Source organism: Streptomyces sp. NPDC008137 (genome assembly GCF_042957035.1).
Classification (GTDB): domain Bacteria; phylum Actinomycetota; class Actinomycetes; order Streptomycetales; family Streptomycetaceae; genus Streptomyces.
In genome coordinates this window covers 105,257-122,141 of record NZ_JBIBHN010000024.1, presented here as the reverse complement: position 1 = coordinate 122,141, position 16,885 = coordinate 105,257, and the positions used below count along the sequence as shown (strand labels likewise).

12 protein-coding genes are annotated in these 16,885 nt (G+C 71.4%); 10 read left to right on the top strand and 2 right to left on the bottom strand.

Annotated elements, in window-relative coordinates:
- Nucleotides 1-20: 20 nt before the first annotated feature.
- A complete protein-coding gene (locus tag ACFZBT_RS30055) occupies nucleotides 21-1,655 on the bottom strand; it encodes a penicillin-binding transpeptidase domain-containing protein (RefSeq protein WP_391110019.1) in 1,635 nt (544 codons plus the stop codon).
- Between the two features lie 132 nt (nucleotides 1,656-1,787).
- Nucleotides 1,788-3,533, bottom strand: coding sequence for a phospholipid carrier-dependent glycosyltransferase (locus tag ACFZBT_RS30050; RefSeq protein ID WP_391109976.1), 1,746 nt, complete (start codon nucleotides 3,531-3,533; stop codon nucleotides 1,788-1,790).
- An 85-nt stretch (nucleotides 3,534-3,618) separates the two neighbouring features.
- Here ACFZBT_RS30050 and rsmI point away from each other — a divergent pair, with 85 nt between their 5' ends.
- The 10 genes from rsmI (at nucleotide 3,619) to ACFZBT_RS30000 (ending at nucleotide 16,845) form a co-directional block, all read left to right on the top strand.
- On the top strand, nucleotides 3,619-4,464 hold the full coding sequence (rsmI, locus tag ACFZBT_RS30045) for a 16S rRNA (cytidine(1402)-2'-O)-methyltransferase (protein ID WP_391109973.1): 846 nt from the start codon (nucleotides 3,619-3,621) through the stop codon (nucleotides 4,462-4,464).
- 262 nt (nucleotides 4,465-4,726) lie between these two features.
- Entirely contained in the window at nucleotides 4,727-5,140 is a 414-nt protein-coding gene (locus tag ACFZBT_RS30040) for a hypothetical protein (protein WP_391109970.1), read from the top strand.
- 80 nt (nucleotides 5,141-5,220) lie between these two features.
- Complete coding sequence (locus ACFZBT_RS30035; RefSeq protein ID WP_391109967.1) at nucleotides 5,221-6,102, top strand: TatD family hydrolase; 882 nt, start codon at nucleotides 5,221-5,223, stop codon at nucleotides 6,100-6,102.
- Nucleotides 6,103-6,233: 131 nt separating this feature from the next.
- Nucleotides 6,234-7,607: a ubiquitin-like domain-containing protein gene (locus ACFZBT_RS30030; protein ID WP_391109964.1), complete on the top strand. Its 1,374-nt coding sequence runs from the start codon at nucleotides 6,234-6,236 to the stop codon at nucleotides 7,605-7,607.
- Between the two features lie 295 nt (nucleotides 7,608-7,902).
- The gene (gene rsmA / locus ACFZBT_RS30025; RefSeq protein ID WP_391109961.1) at nucleotides 7,903-8,790 is read left to right on the top strand and encodes a 16S rRNA (adenine(1518)-N(6)/adenine(1519)-N(6))-dimethyltransferase RsmA; all 888 of its coding nucleotides are present in this window, start codon (nucleotides 7,903-7,905) and stop codon (nucleotides 8,788-8,790) included.
- On the top strand, nucleotides 8,787-9,695 hold the full coding sequence (locus tag ACFZBT_RS30020; RefSeq protein ID WP_391109958.1) for a 4-(cytidine 5'-diphospho)-2-C-methyl-D-erythritol kinase: 909 nt from the start codon (nucleotides 8,787-8,789) through the stop codon (nucleotides 9,693-9,695). Before rsmA ends, ACFZBT_RS30020 begins: the two co-directional genes overlap by 4 nt.
- 251 nt (nucleotides 9,696-9,946) lie before the next feature.
- Nucleotides 9,947-11,002, top strand: coding sequence for an N-acetylmuramoyl-L-alanine amidase (locus tag ACFZBT_RS30015; protein ID WP_391109955.1), 1,056 nt, complete (start codon nucleotides 9,947-9,949; stop codon nucleotides 11,000-11,002).
- Between the two features lie 170 nt (nucleotides 11,003-11,172).
- On the top strand, nucleotides 11,173-12,984 hold the full coding sequence (locus ACFZBT_RS30010) for an ATP-binding cassette domain-containing protein (protein WP_391109952.1): 1,812 nt from the start codon (nucleotides 11,173-11,175) through the stop codon (nucleotides 12,982-12,984).
- A gap of 191 nt (nucleotides 12,985-13,175) precedes the next feature.
- Complete coding sequence (locus ACFZBT_RS30005; protein ID WP_391109950.1) at nucleotides 13,176-14,984, top strand: PQQ-binding-like beta-propeller repeat protein; 1,809 nt, start codon at nucleotides 13,176-13,178, stop codon at nucleotides 14,982-14,984.
- 64 nt (nucleotides 14,985-15,048) lie between these two features.
- Nucleotides 15,049-16,845 carry a PQQ-binding-like beta-propeller repeat protein gene (locus tag ACFZBT_RS30000; protein ID WP_391109947.1) on the top strand — a complete coding sequence of 599 codons (1,797 nt, stop codon included), beginning with the start codon at nucleotides 15,049-15,051 and terminating at the stop codon, nucleotides 16,843-16,845.
- The last annotated feature ends 40 nt before the right edge of the window (nucleotides 16,846-16,885 follow it).

The following is a 16,885-nucleotide window of genomic DNA, read 5'->3' as shown; positions in this document are numbered from 1 at the left end:
CCCGTCCTGCCCGGGTGAGATCAGCCACCCGTTCGTAGCACGGCTGCGACAATCGGACCGGCCGCGTCGCCGCCGTGCCCGCCCTCCTCGGTCATGGCCGCCGCCGCGACGTCACCCCGGAATCCGGTGAACCAGCTGTTGGACTTGGCGTTGCCGTCGACCTCGGCGGAACCGGTCTTGGCGCCGATGTCTCCGCCCAGTCCCCGCATGGCCGCCGCGGCGGTGCCCTGCGTGGCGGTGAGCCGCATCATCTGCTTCAGCTGGGCGGCGGTGTTCGCCCGCAGCCCCTCGGCCTGCGCGAGCTGCCGGCCGTCCAGCTCCGGCGAGACGAGATAGGGCTGGCGGAAGCTGCCGGTGATAGCGGTCGCGGTCACCGATGCCATGTTCAGCGGGCTCATCTGGACCTGGCCCTGCCCGATCGCGCCGGCCGCCCGGTCCGGTCCGTCGACCGCGGGGACACTGCCGTCGAAGGAGACGATGCCGGTCTTCCAGTTGTCCTGCCCGAGCCCGAAGCGCCGCTCGGCCTCCTCCGTCAGTGAGGCGTCCGTGAGGGGCTTCTCGTCGATGAGTTTGATGAAGGCGGTGTTGCAGGACCGCATGAAGCTGTTGGCGAGCGTGGCGTCCTCATCGGCCTTCATGCCGGTGAGGTTCTTGAAGGTCTGGCTCTGCCACACGGCAGTGTCCGGGCAGGGCGCCGGGCCGTTCATCGAGGTCACGCCGTTGTCGATGAGCATCGCGGCCGTGATGATCTTCATGGTGGAGCCGGGGGCGGCCTGCGCCTCGAAGGCCGCGTTGAAGCCGTCCGTACGGTTGTTGGCCACCGCCAGGACCTCGCCGCTGCTGGGCTTGACGGCCACTACGGACGACTGGGCGAACTTCTTGACCGCCGTCTCGGCCGCCGCCTGGGCGCTCGGGCTGATCGTGGTGAACAGCTTGCCCGGCTTGCCCTTGGCGAGGGTCAGCAGCGGGGTGTCGGGGGCGCCCTCGCCGGCGTGCCGGATCACCAGCTCGACGCCTGGGGTGCCGCCGGCCTCCTTGCCGTACTTGGCGCGCAGGGCGTCCAGGACCGGGCCGAGGGAGGGGTACTTCTCCTTCGTCAGCTCGGTGCCGTCACGGCCGACGGCCTCGATGGGCGGGTTGGCCGACTTCTCGGTGACGAGTGTGTCGTCCTTCTTCAGCTCGGGGTGCACGACGGCGGGCTGCCAGTCGACCAGCGCCCGCCCGGTGGTGAGCCCGCGCACGACCTTCAGCTCGCTCCGGTAGCTCAGCGGCTTCGACTTCCCGTCGTAGGCCACCTTCGCCTTCACCGTGTACGGCACGGTGGTGCCGCTCGCCCTGCCGGGCGTGATCTTCACGTCTTTGATGTGCGCGTCGTCTCCGAAGGCGGAGAGCAGCTGCTCGGCGGCCGCGTCGTTGTTCGTGTACGACGCCGCCCGCGCGGCCTCGCCCTTCTCCCAGGCCGCGAAGAACTCGGCGGTGGTCTCCTCGACCTCGTCCTCGCCGGGCGGCCCCGACTTCTTCTCCGCCGCCACCCCGCTCGTGCCGCCCCCGTCGCCGGTCAGCGCGCTCACGATGTTGAAGGCGCCGTACCCGGCCCCACCCACCATCACCGCGAACACGCCGCCTATGACAGCGACCTTGACCCCCTTGGCCATCAGGCCGTCCTCTCCCCGTTGAGCCTCCACGCGCTCCTTTGAACGCGTTCAGAAAGCTCGATCCCGGGAGCACTCTATGGGGGAAGCGGTTACTACAGGTACGGGTGTTTCGATTCTTGACCGAAACGTAGGTCAGACCCAGGTATCCAGCCACATCCTGGCCCGCCAGTCGTCGATGGGGATGGTGGTGCCCGTGTACAGGGGCCAGAAGTAGATGAAGTTCCAGGCGATCAGCAGGACCAGGACGCCCGCGCCCGTGGCGCCCGCGACGCGGCGGGCGTCGGAGGAGCGGGGCGGGCCGATGATCGCGCCGAGGAGCATCGCCACCGCCAGGCACAGGAACGGCAGGAACACGACGGCGTAGAAGAAGAAGATCGTGCGCTCCTGGTACATGAACCAGGGCAGGTAGCCGGCCGCGATGCCGCAGGCGATGGCGCCCGCGCGCCAGTCGCGCCGGAACAGCCAGCGCCACAGCACGTAGAGGACCGCGAGGCAGCCGACCCACCACAGCATCGGTGTGCCGAGGGCGAGCACCTCGCTGGCGCACTTCCCGCCCGCGTCGGACGGGCAGCCGCCCTTGCCGGGTGCCGGGGACTCGTAGAAGTACGACACCGGGCGGCCGAGGACGAGCCAGCTCCACGGGTTGGACTGGTACGTGTGCGGCGAGGACAGGCCGACGTGGAACTCGTACACCTGGTGCTCGTAGTGCCACAGGCTGCGCAGCCAGTCCGGCAGGAAGGTCCAGCTGCCGCCCTTGCCGCTGGTCGCGGCCCAGTTGCGGTAGTAGCCGCCGGAGCCGTCGGTCGCGGAGAAGATCCACCCCGTCCAGGCCAGGACGTAGGTGACGACGGCGACCGGGACCGTGGCGAGGAACGCGAGGCCCAAGTCGCGCCTGAGGACCGCCGAGTACGGGTGCCGGGCGCCTGCCACCCGGCGCGAGGCGACGTCCCACAGGACCGCCATCACGCAGAACGCGGCCAGGATGTAGAGGCCGTTCCACTTCGTGCCGATGGCCAGACCCAGCATCAGACCCGCCGCCCAGCGCCAGGGGCGCCACCCCAGCCGGGCCGTCTCGGCCGTGTGCCGGTCGGGCCGGACCCGGCCGTCGGCGTCCACCGGGAGCGCCGCGGCGAGTTTCGCGCGGGCCTTGTCGCGGTCGACGAGCAGACAGCCGAACGCCGCCAGCACGAAGAACATCAGCACGCCGTCGAGCAGGGCCGTGCGGCTCATCACGAAGTGCAGGCCGTCCACCGCCATCAGCGCGCCCGCCAGACAGCCCAGGAAGGTGGAGCGGAACAGCCGGCGGCCGATCCGGCACAGCATCAGCACGGACAGCGTGCCGAGCAGCGCCGTCATGAAGCGCCAGCCGAAGGGGTCGAAGCCGAACAGCAGCTCGCCGATCCCGATGACGTACTTGCCGACCGGCGGGTGCACGACATACGCCGCGTCCCCCGGGATCGTGACGTGCCCGCCCGACAGGATCAGATCGTTGGCGTTCTTGTCCCAGTTGACCTCAAACCCGCGGTGGACCAGACCCCACGCGTCCTTGGCGTAGTACGTCTCGTCGAATATCACCGCCTTGGGATGGCCCAGGTTCCAGAACCGCAGCACGCCCGCCAGCAGCGTGACGAGCAGCGGGCCGATCCAGGCCGACCAGCGCACCAGCCGTACCGCCAGGGTGTGCGGGACGCCGAGCGCCGCCCACAGGCGCGGGCTCGGCTCGGTGTACGGCGGCACCAGGCGGTCCCGGACGTCGCGGGCGTCGCTTCTGGGCTGCCCCTGGTAGCCGAAGCGGCGCAGCCGCTGCTGCCAGGACGGCCGCTGCTCGTGGGGCGCCTGGCCCTGCCGGGTGTCCGTGGAGGACGCGGTACTGGTCACCGCGCCATCGTAGGGAACCGTTCTGTGTGAGTCCCGTGCATGGCCGGTATGCGTCCGCATCCTCCGCCCCTGGGAGGATGGTGAGGTGACTGGAATCCTCGTACTCGCAGGTACCCCCATCGGCGACATCGCGGACGCCCCGCCCCGGCTCGCCGACGAATTGGCCGGAGCCGATGTCGTCGCCGCCGAGGACACCCGGCGGCTGCGGCGGCTCACCCAGGCGCTGGGCGTCACGCCCAAGGGGCGGGTCGTGTCGTACTTCGAGGGCAACGAGGCCGCGCGGACGCCCGAGCTGGTCGAGGAGCTGGCGGGTGGGGCGCGCGTGCTGTTGGTCACGGACGCCGGGATGCCGTCGGTGTCCGACCCGGGGTACCGGCTGGTCGCCGCCGCCGTCGAGCGGGACATACGGGTCACCGCCGTGCCCGGGCCGTCCGCCGTGCTCACCGCGCTCGCGCTGTCGGGGCTGCCCGTCGACCGGTTCTGCTTCGAGGGGTTCCTGCCGCGCAAGGCCGGGGAGCGGCTGGGGCGGCTGCGGGAGGTGGCCGGGGAGCGGCGCACGCTCGTCTACTTCGAGGCTCCGCACCGGCTCGACGACACGCTGGCGGCGATGGCCGAGGTGTTCGGAGCGGAGCGGCGGGCCGCGGTGTGCCGGGAGCTGACCAAGACGTACGAGGAGGTTCGGCGCGGGGGGCTGGGGGAGCTGGCTGCCTGGGCCGCGGAGGGGGTGCGCGGGGAGATCACTGTGGTGGTGGAGGGGGCGCCCGCGCCAGGGGCGGAGGATGTCGGGCCCGAGGAGCTGGTGCGGAGGGTCCGGGTGCGGGAGGAGGCGGGAGAGCGGCGTAAGGAGGCGATCGCCGCGGTGGCGGTGGAGGCCGGGGTGCCGAAGCGGCAGGTCTTCGATGCCGTGGTCGCTGCCAAGAATGCCGGCTGACGGTTGTCTGTGGCTGGTCGCGCAGTTCCCCGCGCCCCTGAGGGGGCGCGTCCCTAAGGGGGGCGTGAACACCCTCTGAGCAGGGCGCATGTCGAATGAGCGTGCGCCCCATGGGTGGGCAAAGCAGGAAGGGTGCTGGGGCAAGGAACGACCAAATCGGCGCCAATAGTCGACAGGTCTGGTGCCTTCGGTCCGGCGGAGGAGTCCACTGGGTTGCGGGGACGGAATCGTCCTCACGCCACAGCGGACAACAGGAGCTGGCATGACTGAGATCGCAGGGCAGACCGGGCTCCGCGCCGGTGCGACCGCCGTCGTCAACGAGTCGTACTCCTTCGCGTGCATGCGCTGCGGGCACGGCTGGGAGCAGTCGTACGAGATAGAGCACCACACGGACGCCGCCGGACACGAGTTCGTCCTCTACGTGGCGGACGGCAAGGTCGTGCCCTCGCCCCTGTCCAAGCCCACGTGCCAGAACTGTGACGGCCACGTCGTACGGATCATGCGGCCCGGGCGGGTCGAGTCGGCGCGCAACGCCACGCGCAGGCCCCGCCGCGTGCCGCCGCCCGGCGGGCCCGTGGAGGCGCCCGAGGCGGCGGCGGAGGCCGAGCGGGACGAGGGTGAGCACCACTGGCATCTGTCCGACCTGCTGCACCCCTTCCAGCGCAAGGCGAGCTGACCCGTCCGGCTCCCCTTGTCCGACGCCCTCCCCGGTCCTCCCCCATCGGGGAGGGCGTACTCCTTTCGTAGGATCGGGGCATGCCTTCGAACGACTCCGGCAAGCACGCCGCGCCCCCGCTCCCCGACCCTCTCCGGGTGCCGGTCGCCGACTCCCACACCCACCTGGACATGCAGTCCGGCACGGTCGAGGAGGCGCTGGCGAAGGCGGCCTCGGTCGGAGTGACGACGGTCGTGCAGGTCGGCTGCGACCTCAAGGGCTCGCGCTGGGCCGCCGAGACGGCAGCCGCGTACGACGCCGTCCACGCGACGGTCGCCCTGCATCCGAACGAGGCCCCGCGCATCGTGCACGGCGATCCCGACGGCTGGTCGAGGCAAGGCGCGCGCGAGCCGGGCGGACCGGCGGCGCTGGACGACGCGCTCGCCGAGATCGACCGGCTCGCCGCGCTGGAGCAGGTCAAGGGCGTCGGTGAGACGGGCCTCGACTACTTCCGCACCGGGCCCGAGGGCAAGGAGGCGCAGGAGAGGTCCTTCCGCGCCCACATCGAGATCGCCAAGCGGCACGGCAAGGCCCTGGTCATCCACGACCGCGAGGCCCACGCCGACGTCCTGCGCGTCCTGAAGGAGGAGGGCGCCCCCGAGCGGACCGTCTTCCACTGCTACTCCGGCGACGCCGAGATGGCGGAGATCTGCGCGAGCGCGGGCTACTTCATGTCCTTCGCGGGCAACGTCACCTTCAAGAACGCCCAGAACCTGCGGGACGCGGTGGCGGTGGCCCCGCCGGAGCTGCTGCTGGTGGAGACGGACGCGCCCTTCCTCACCCCGGCGCCGTACCGCGGGCGGCCCAACGCCCCCTATCTCGTGCCGATCACGGTCCGGGCCATGGCCGAGGTGCGAGGCGTCGACGAGGACACGCTGGCCACGGCACTCGCGGCGAACACGGCACGCGCCTTCGGCTACTGACCCACCCCGCCGACCTCACCGCACGACTGTGCGTAGTCGCGTCGCTTTGGAGAGTGACGGCCGCTCCGCTAGGTTCTGGGGGCCCGATCCGGACCCCTCTGGACCCCCTCCGGCCCCTGGAGCGTGTCGGCGTGAGCAACTCGCAGTACGAGACGTACGGCCCGGCCTGCGCCGAGCCGGAGTACGGCGGTTTCGACGGTGTCCACGACGACACCTACCGGCCCGCCTATGAGGTGCCGCCGCCCCGGCACGGCGCCCCGGTGGACGCGCCGCCCTCCGTCGCGCGCCCCACGCGGGCGGAGTCGCGCGCCGAAGTCCGGGCCGAAGCCCGCGCCGGTTCGCGCGCCGCGGCGCGCACCGGCTCGCATCGCCGGTCCGCGCGCCGACGCAAGGCGCGGTACGCCGAGCGCCCGGACGGCTCCATGCGGCGGCTGCTCCCGCAGGCCCTGGTCGTCGCCTTCCTGGCGGGCGGCACCACGGCGTTCGTCGCCAAGGACAAGGCCATCGAGCTGAACGTCGACGGCAAGGCACGCACGCTGCACACCTTCGCCGACGACGTCACCGAGCTGCTGTCGGAGGAGGGCGTCGAGGTCGGCGCCCACGACGTGGTGGCACCCGGGCCCGGCACGGAGATCGCCAGCGGCGACGAGGTCGCCGTGCACTACGCCCGTCCCGTGCGGCTCACCCTCGACGGGCACCGGCGCGAGGTGTGGACGACGGCACACACGGTGGCGGGGGCGCTCCGAGAGCTGGGGGTGCGTCAGGAGGGCGCGTACCTGTCCACCTCGCGCTCCCGGCAGATCGGCCGCGAGGGGCTCGCGCTGGACGTGCGGACGGAGCGCACGGTCACGATCATGGCGGACGGCCGGGCCCGCACCGTCCGCACCAACGCGGCGACCGTGCGGGAGGCCGTGGACGAGGCCGGGATCACCCTGCGCGGCCAGGACACCACCTCCGTGCCGCAGGGGAGCTTCCCGCGCGACGGGCAGACCGTCACGGTGCTGCGGATCACCGGCGGCAAGGAGGTCCGCGAGGAGCAGATCCCCTTCCAGACGCGGCGCAGCGAGGACCCGACCCTGTTCCAGGGCACGGAGGTGGTGGAGCGCGCCGGCGAGGCCGGCCTGCGGCGGGTCACGTACTCCCTGCGCACCGTCAACGGCGTCAAGCAGAAGCCGCGCCGGATCAGGGCCGAGGTGGTGCGCGAGCCGCGCACCCAGGAGGTGAAGGTCGGCACGAAGCCCCGGCCGACGTCCGTGCAGGGCGCCGACCACCTGAACTGGCAGGGCCTCGCCGCCTGCGAGTCCGGCGGCCGCCCCGACGCGGTCGACTCCTCGGGCACCTACGGCGGCCTCTACCAGTTCGACACCCACACCTGGCAGTCCCTCGGCGGCAGCGGCCGCCCCCAGGACGCTCCGGCGGCGGAACAGACCTACCGAGCGAAGAAGCTGTACGTACGCCGGGGCGCAAGCCCATGGCCCCACTGCGGCGCCCGCCTGCACGGCTGATGCCCCCCGCCGCCTTAGCTGCGGGCATGCGTGCCTCCCCCAGTGCCTTAAGGGCCTGGGAGGTACCCCCAGGGCGGCACGGGTGGGCGCAGCGGCGCCCCGCTCCGCCGGGCGGCGAACCCCCCCGCCCCCAGCACTGACGCCGAGCACCCCGCTCCGCCGGGCTGCGAACCCCCCGCCCCCAGCACCGACGCCGAGCACCCCGCTCCGCCGGGCTGCGACCCCCCCGCCCCCAGCCCCAACGCAGAGCAACCAGGAAACCGACCCCCGTAAAACCCCCCGTACCCTTGTCCCCGTGACCAGCCCCACCCCCGACGCCCTCCTCGGCCCCGCCGACATCCGCGAACTAGCGACCGCCCTCGGCGTACGCCCCACCAAACAACGCGGCCAGAACTTCGTGATCGACGCGAACACCGTCCGCCGCATCGTCCGCACCGCACAGGTGACCCCCGAGGACGTGGTCGTCGAGGTCGGCCCGGGCCTCGGGTCCCTCACCCTCGCGCTGCTGGAGGCCGCCGACCACGTCACGGCCGTCGAGATCGACGACGTACTCGCCGCCGCGCTGCCCGCGACCATCACGGCCCGCATGCCGGAGCGCGCCGACCGGTTCGCCCTCGTCCACTCCGACGCGATGCACGTCACGGAGCTGCCGGGCCCGGCCCCGACCACGCTGGTCGCCAACCTGCCCTACAACGTGGCCGTCCCGGTTCTGCTGCACATGCTCGCCACCTTCCCGAGCATCGAACGCACGCTCGTCATGGTCCAGTCGGAGGTCGCCGACCGCCTCGCCGCCGACCCCGGCTCGAAGGTGTACGGCGTGCCCTCCGTGAAGGCCAACTGGTACGCCGAGGTCAAGCGGGCCGGCGCCATCGGGCGGAACGTGTTCTGGCCCGCGCCCAACGTCGACAGCGGTCTGGTCTCCCTCGTCCGCCGCACCGAGCCGATCAAGACGACGGCTTCGAAGAAGGAAGTCTTCGCCGTCGTCGACGCCGCCTTCGCCCAGCGCCGCAAGACGCTGCGGGCCGCGCTCGCCGGCTGGGCCGGTTCCGCCGCCGCAGCGGAGGCGGCCCTCGTCGCCGCCGGGGTCTCCCCGCAGGCCCGGGGCGAGTCACTGACCGTGGAAGAGTTCGCGCGTATCGCCGAGCACAAGGCGAACCAGCACCAGGAGAAGGAGCCCGTGTGAGCGTCACGGTCCGCGTCCCCGCCAAGGTCAACGTCCAGCTGGCGGTGGGCCCCGCCCGCCCCGACGGCTTCCACGACCTGGCCAACGTCTTCCTCGCCGTCAGCCTCTACGACGAGGTCACCGTGACCCCGGCCGACGAACTCCGCGTCACCTGCGAGGGCCCGGACGCCGACCTGGTCCCCCTGGACCGTACGAACCTGGCCGCCCGGGCGGCGATCGCGCTGGCCGAGCGGTACGGCCGCGGCCCCGACGTCCACGTCCACATCGCCAAGGACATCCCCGTCGCCGGCGGCATGGCGGGCGGCAGCGCGGACGGCGCCGCCGCCCTGGTGGCCTGCGACGCGCTGTGGGAGACCGGCTCCTCCCGTGACGAACTGCTCGACATCTGCGCCGAGCTGGGCAGCGACGTGCCGTTCAGCCTGGTCGGCGGGGCGGCCCTCGGCATCGGGCGGGGCGAGCAGCTGACGCCCCTGGAGGTCGGCGGCGCCTTCCACTGGGTGTTCGCCATGGCCGAGCGGGGCCTGTCCACCCCGGCCGTGTTCCGCGAGTTCGACCGGCTCGGCGAGGGCACGGACATCCCCGACCCCGTCGCCTCCCAGGAACTCCTCGCGGCCCTGGCGAAGGGCGACCCGGACGCGCTCGCCGCCGCCGTCTCCAACGACCTCCAGCCCGCCGCCCTGTCCCTCTACCCGGACCTCGCCGGCACCCTGGCCACCGGCCGTGCCGCGGGCGCCCTCGCCGCCCTGGTCTCCGGCTCCGGCCCGACCACGGCGTTCCTCGTCCGCGACCCGGAGTCGGCGTCGGCGGTGGCCGAGGCTCTGCGGTCGTCCGGCACCTGCCGCGCGGTGCGCGGGGCGTCCGGGCCCGCGCCGGGCGCCGGGGTCGTGCAGGCCACCGGAGCGTGACGCCGTACTCACCAGTACGCGTTCTTTGCCCGATCTCCACACGGATGTACTGCGATCGGAGTACACGTGGGGCGCGTGGGACGGCTAAGTTCGCTTGACGTTTCAAGCGTTGCGTGGTGGGCGTCCGGTCATGCCCCTGCCCGGCGCACCGACCGTCAGGCGCACTTCTGGAAGGGGACACGTCCGTGTCCGAATCCCCCACCCCCGCCCAGCCGGATCACCGTAGAAAGCGCTCCCTGTCCCGTCGCGGCATGATCGCCGCAGGCGGGGCGGTGGCCGCCGGAGCGGCGATCACACCGATGGTGTTCGCGGCCACCGAATCCGGCGAGCCGGACAACTCCGCGTCCGGCTCCGCCGATTCCGGTACGACGCCGGAGAAGTTCCCCGCCACCCGCACCGAGTCCGCCACCGGCACCGGCGAGGCCACCACCGCCTTCGCCGCCTCGTTCGTCGGAGTGCGCTGGTCCGGCGCCGAGGCGGGCGCCGCCATCCGGCTCGCGGACGGTGACTGGCAGACCCTGGCGAGCGGCTGCGCGACCGTCGAGGGAGGAGGCACGGCCCTCGTCGCGGCCGGCAACGCCACCGCGTACGAGGTGAAGGCCCCGAGCGGCATCGACGGTGTGCGCTCGCTGGCGATCGACACCACCGACGGCCCGAAGCGCACGGTCCAGGTGCCGAGCGAGCCGACCCGCGTGCGCGGCGTCGGCTACCTCTCGCGCGCGGCCTGGGGCGCCGACGAGTCCAAGCGGTTCAAGCCGGACGGCTCGGTCAACTCGCCCGAGACGTACTACCCGCTGCAGATCATCACGGTCCACCACACCGCGACGCCGAACGACGACCCCGACCCGGCCGCGACGGTACGCGCGATCTACGAGTTCCACGCGATCACCAACGACTGGGGCGACATCGGCTACCACTTCCTCATCGACGAGGCCGGCGCGGTCTACGAGGGCCGCTACTCCGGCGACGACGGCATCCCCGCCTTCAACCCGGACGGCGACCTCGTCACCGGCTTCCACTCCGTGGGCTACAACTCCGGCGCGCTCGGCATCGCCCTGATCGGCAACCTCGACCACCAGGGCCCCACGGACGCGGCCAAGGCGTCCCTGATCCGGCTGATCAAGGTCATGGCCCGGTTCAAGGGCCTGGACCCGCAGGCGAGGGTCACCTACACCAACCCCGTCAACGGCACCAAGAAGGACACGAACACGGTCGGCGGTCACCGCGACTACTTCGACACCGAATGCCCCGGCCAGGTCATGTACGACCTCCTCGCCGAGATCCGCACGGCGGCGTCCCGCCGCTGACGCCGGGCACGGCCGTGCGCCCCGGGGACACCGCCCCCGGGGCGCACGGCCGTCGCCGGGGGTGGGGGCAGAGAGGCCGCGGGCGGGGAGCCGTCCGCGGCCCGACTAGGCTGGGACGTCGACCCACGCGGCCAAGCCGCATGCCGAACAGCCCCCTGGGCAGGAGAGTAATGGCCGTCAACCTGGTCAATGTCGAGAACGTCAGCAAGGTGTACGGCACCCGTGCCCTGCTCGACGGCGTCTCCCTCGGCGTCTCCGAAGGGGACCGCATCGGCGTCGTCGGCCGCAACGGCGACGGCAAGACCACCCTGATCCGGATGCTCGCCAAGCAGGAGGAGGCCGACACCGGGCGCGTCACGCACTCCGGCGGACTGCGCAGCGGCGTGCTCACCCAGCACGACTCCCTCGACCCCGAGGCGACCGTCCGCCACGAGGTCATCGGCGACATGGCCGACCACGAGTGGGCGGGCGACGCCAAGGTCAGGGACGTGCTGACCGGCCTGTTCGGCGGGCTCGACCTGCCGGGGTTCCCCGCGGGCCTGGACACCGTCATCGGGCCGCTGTCCGGCGGTGAGCGGCGCCGTATCGCCCTCGCCAAGCTGCTCATCGAGGAGCAGGACCTGCTCGTCCTCGACGAGCCCACCAACCACCTCGACGTCGAGGGCATCTCCTGGCTGGCCCGGCACCTCCAGGTCCGCCGCTCCGCCCTCGTCTGCGTCACCCACGACCGCTGGTTCCTCGACCAGGTGTGCACCCGCATGTGGGACGTCCAGCGCGGCGCCGTCTACGAGTACGAGGGCGGCTACTCCGACTACGTCTTCGCCCGGGCCGAGCGCGAGCGCATCGCCGCCACCGAGGAGGTCAAGCGGCAGAACCTCGTCCGCAAGGAGCTGGCCTGGCTGCGGCGCGGGGCGCCCGCCCGTACGTCCAAGCCGCGCTTCCGCGTCGAGGCCGCCAACGAGCTCATCAAGGACGTACCGCCGCCCCGCGACAGCAGCGAGCTGATGAAGTTCGCGTCCACCCGGCTGGGCAAGACCGTGTTCGACCTGGAGGACATCACCGTCCAGGCGGGCCCCAAGGTCCTCCTCAAGCACGTCACCTGGCAGCTCGGACCCGGAGACCGGATCGGTCTCGTCGGAGTGAACGGCGCCGGGAAGACCTCCCTGCTGCGGGCCATGGCCGAGGCGTCCCGGAGCGGCGGGGAGACGCAGCCCGTGGCCGGGCAGGTCAAGGTCGGCAAGACCGTCAAGCTCGCCTACCTGTCCCAGGAGGTCGCCGAACTCGACCCGAGCACGCGCGTGCTGGAGGCCGTGCAGCAGGTGCGCGAGCGCGTCGACCTCGGCAAGGGCCGCGAGATGACCGCCGGGCAGCTCTGCGAGACGTTCGGCTTCGGCAAGGAGAAGCAGTGGACGCCGGTAGGCGACCTGTCCGGCGGTGAGCGCCGCAGGCTCCAGCTGCTGCGGCTGCTCATGGACGAGCCCAACGTCCTCTTCCTCGACGAGCCCACCAACGACCTCGACATCGAGACGCTGACGCAGCTGGAGGACGTCCTCGACGGCTGGCCCGGCTCGATGATCGTCATCTCCCACGACCGGTTCTTCATCGAGCGCACCACCGACCGGGTGTTCGCCCTGCTCGGTGACGGCGCCCTGCGGATGCTGCCGCGCGGCATCGACGAGTACCTGGAGCGGCGCAAGCGCATGGAGGAGGCCGCGGCCGCCTCTTCCGGCCCGGCCGCCGCGCCGCAGACGGCGGCTCCGGAGAAGAGCGCCGCCGACCAGCGCGCCGCCAAGAAGGAACTCCAGAAGATCGAGCGGCAGCTCGACAAGGTCTCCGAGAAGGAGACGAAGCTTCACTCCCAAATCGCCGAAAACGCCACGGACTTCGCGAAGGTCGCAGAACTGGACGCCGAACTGCGCGAGTTGGCGGGTCAGCGCGAGGAACTGGAGCTGCGCTGGCTGGAACTCGCCGAAGACGCGTGAAGGGTGCGTGAAGACGCATAACGGCGGCATCACGGGCCGGTCCTCCCTTGGGAACAGGGGATGATCGGCCCGGTGTGCTGTCGGAACCTGGTGATAGAAAGAGTCGTCTTAGAACTTTATGAAGCGACTCTGAGCTCATCGTGTACCTCAGGGCGTGGCTAAAAATCAGTGATCGAACGGGGGAGCCGCTGATGACTCAGCCGCCCAGTCAGCCACCGCACGGTGGCTTCGGAGCACCGCAGAACCAGCCGCCGCAGGGCGGTGGCTACGGGGCACCGGGAACCCCGCCGCCACCCCAGGGCCCGCCGCAGACGCCGCCGCCCCCGCAGGGCCCGCCGCAGACGCCGCCGCCTCCGCAGCCGGGGTACGGCTATCCCCAGCAGCAGCCTCCGCAGCAGCCGGGCCCCTACGGCCAGCCCGGCCCGTACAACTCCGGCCCCTACGGCCAGCCCCAGCAGCCGGGGCCGTACGGCCAGCCCCAGCCGCCGGGACCGTACGGCCAGCCCGGCTACGGCTACCCGCCCCAGCCGCAGTACCCCGGCGCGCCCGGCACCCCGCCCGGGGGAGGCTCGGGCAACCCGTTCAAGGGCAAGCCGGCCCTGATCATCGGCGCCGCGGTCGCCGCGCTGCTCGTGGTCGGCGGCACCGTGTGGGCGGTGACCGGCGGTGACGACGGCAAGGGGAAGAAGAAGCCGGTCGCCCAGCAGAGCAACGGCAAGTCCGGCGCCTCCGACCCGGTCAACCCCGGTGACGGCAAGGGCGACGGCGGCGACGACCCGGAGAACCTCAACGAGGGCCGCCAGGCCGGCGAGGCCAAGGTCCTCTGGTACAAGGAGGCGCCCGACGCGCCCAAGTCCGGCGCCGACGCCGACGGCATGTGGATCACCGACAAGACCGCGGTGAAGGCGGCGTACAAGCAGCTCTTCGCGTACAACGTCGGCGACGGCAAGCCGACGTGGGACACGATCACCTTCCCGCAGAAGATCTGCGCGACCACTCCGGAGAAGACGGCGGAAGACAAGATCGTCGTCGCCTACATGAGCGGCAGCAGCAACCGCGCCAAGTGCAACCAGCTCCAGGAGATCGACCTCGCCACAGGCGAGAAGGGCTGGAAGCAGGAGGTCGCCGACGGCGCCCTCTTCGACTCCACGCTCTCCGTCGAACTGTCCGTCACCGGCACCACGCTGATGGTGGGCCGATCCCAGTCGGGCACGGCGTACGACGTCACCAACGGCGACAAGCTCTTCGACAAGAAGAAGTACGGCGCGGCCTGCTTCCCCGCCGCGTTCGCCGGCGGCGAGAAGCTGATCTCCGTCTCCTCCTGCGGCGCCGGCGGTGACAAGGAGCACGACGAGGTCCAGGAGCTCGACCCGAAGACCGGCGACGTCAAGTGGACCCAGCCGTTCGACAAGGGCTGGCGGGTCGCGCGCGTCTACTCCGTGAGCCCGTTGGTCATCTACAGCACCAACAAGGAGAAGAAGTCCTGGAACATCTCCACCTTCACCTCCGGCGGCAAGTTCCGCTCGCAGGTCGGCTTCGACGAGGACTTCGCCCCCGAGTGCGGCTGGGCCATCCTCGAGCGTGACCTCCAGGGCTGCCAGGGCGTCGCCGCAGACGACTCCACGCTCTACCTGCCGACCGAGGCGACCACCGGCGCCAACGAGATCGTCGCGATCAACCTCGCCAACGGCAAGGAGAAGTGGCGCGTCAAGTCCCCGGCGGACGAGTCCATGCTGCCGATGCGGGTCGAGGGCGGAAAGCTCATCGCCTACGTCGAGCCGTCGTACGACTCGGGCGGCCAGATCGTGTCCATCCCGACCGGCGGCAGCGCCCACAAGCCGGTCAAGCTGCTCCAGAACCCGCAGGGCGCGGCGGACATCGAGAACGGCTTCTTCTCCAGGGACATCGAGTGGGCCGGCGGGCGCTTCTACATCTCGAACACCCGGCTGAGCGGAAACGACGAGACGAAGGAGAAGTTGATGCTCGCCTACGGCAAGTGACTCTTCTTCCCTCTTCCGTCCCCTCCTCGTCGTCCTCCCTCCCCTTCTCCGAGGTGCTCACGTCATGACCCAGCCGCCGCCCCCACCGCCCCAGCAGCCGCCGTCCGGCGGAGGCTTCGGGCCGCCCCAGGACCAGCCCCCGCAGCCGGGGTACGGCTATCCGCAGGCTCCCCAGACGCCGCCGCAGCCGCCGCAGGCCGCTCCGCAGGGGCCGCCGCCGCCCGGTTACGGCTATCCCGCGCAGCAACCCGGGGCGTACGGGCAGCCGCCGCAGCCACCGCAGGGGCCTTACGGCCAGCCGGGTCAGCCGGGGCAGGCGCCTTACGGGCAGCCCGGTTACGGCTATCCGCAGGGGACCATGCCGCTCCAGCCGCAGCCCGGATACCCAGGGCAGCCGGGGCAGCCGGGACAGCCCGGCGGCGGCAAGAAGTTCAACGCGCAGCTGGCGATCATCGTCGCCGCGGTCGTGGCGATCGCCCTGATCATCGGCGGCGGCGTCTGGTACTCCTCGTCCAAGGACGACGGCAAGAAGGACGACACCGCCAGCTCCGGCGGCATCACCGGCGGTACGGACGACGACAACGGCGGCACCACCTCCGGCAAGGAGAAGGCACCGTCCGACCCCGGCGCCAGGGTCCTCTTCCAGGTCCCGGCGCCCGAGGTGAATAACGACAGCACGGTCGTCGTCTCCGGCTCGTGGCTCACCGACAAGACGTACGCCAAGAGCGGCATCGCCAAGATCGTCGGCTACGACCGCGACACGGGCGGCAAGCAGTGGACGATCCCGCTGGACGGCCCCGTCTGCCAGGCCAGCCGCCATGTCACCGAGGACAACAAGACGGCGATCCTCTACCAGCCCGAGATGCCGACCAAGGCCGACCCTTCGCACGGGTGCAGCCAGGTCGCCTTGATCGATCTCGACGCGGGCAAGAGGCTGTGGACGAAGACGGCCAAGACCGGTGACCAGCTGATCAGTTTCGACAACGTCACGATCAGCGGCAGGACCGTCGCCGTCGGCAGCAGCAGTGGCGGCGCCGCCTTCGACGTCTCCGGCAAGCCGCTGTGGAGCCCCAAGCCCAGCGACTCCTGCTACGACGCCGGGTACGGCGGTGGCGAGAAGCTGGTCGCGGTGCGCAAGTGCGGTTCGTACGAGCAGCGGCAGTTGCACATCCAGACCATCGACCCGAAGTCCGGCAAGGTGATCTCGGAGTACAAGATGGCCGAGGGCATCGAGTACGCCAGCGTCGTGTCGACCAACCCGCTGGTGGTGGCCGCCGACGTCGGCGACTCCGCGGGCGACGGCAGCGGCATCTCGGACTTCTTCTCCATCGACAACAAGACCGGCACGCTGCGCGCCCGCATCTCGGCGCCGGGCGAGCAGTTCGCGGCGCGCTGCGAGGGCATCACCCGCATCGAGTACTGCAACCAGCTCGCCGTGGGCAACGACCGGCTGTACATCCCGACCGAGGAGCATGACGGCAAGGGCGAGTACAGCCAGACCAACGAGATCGTCGCGTTCAACCTCGCCACCGGCAAGCAGACCGGGCAGCGGGCCGACGCGGGCGACGGCTACACGATCTCGCCGCTGCGCATGGACGGCGGCAACCTGATCGCGTACAAGCGGCCGCCGTACGACAAGGGCGGGCAGATCGTGAGCATCGACGGGGGCAGCTTCAAGCAGACGAAGCTGCTGGAGAACCCCGCGTCGGAGCAGGTGCGTGACGTGGAGAGCAGCATGTCGCCGGACTACTCGGAGTTCCTGTACGCCGACGGGCATCTGTTCATGTCCAAGGTGTACGCGAGCAAGCGGCCCTCGTCCGGTGACAAGGAGTATCTGGCGGTCGGGTTCGGTACGGGCTGATCGTCCGATGATCATCTAGTGATCGACCGAGGTTCCTTTC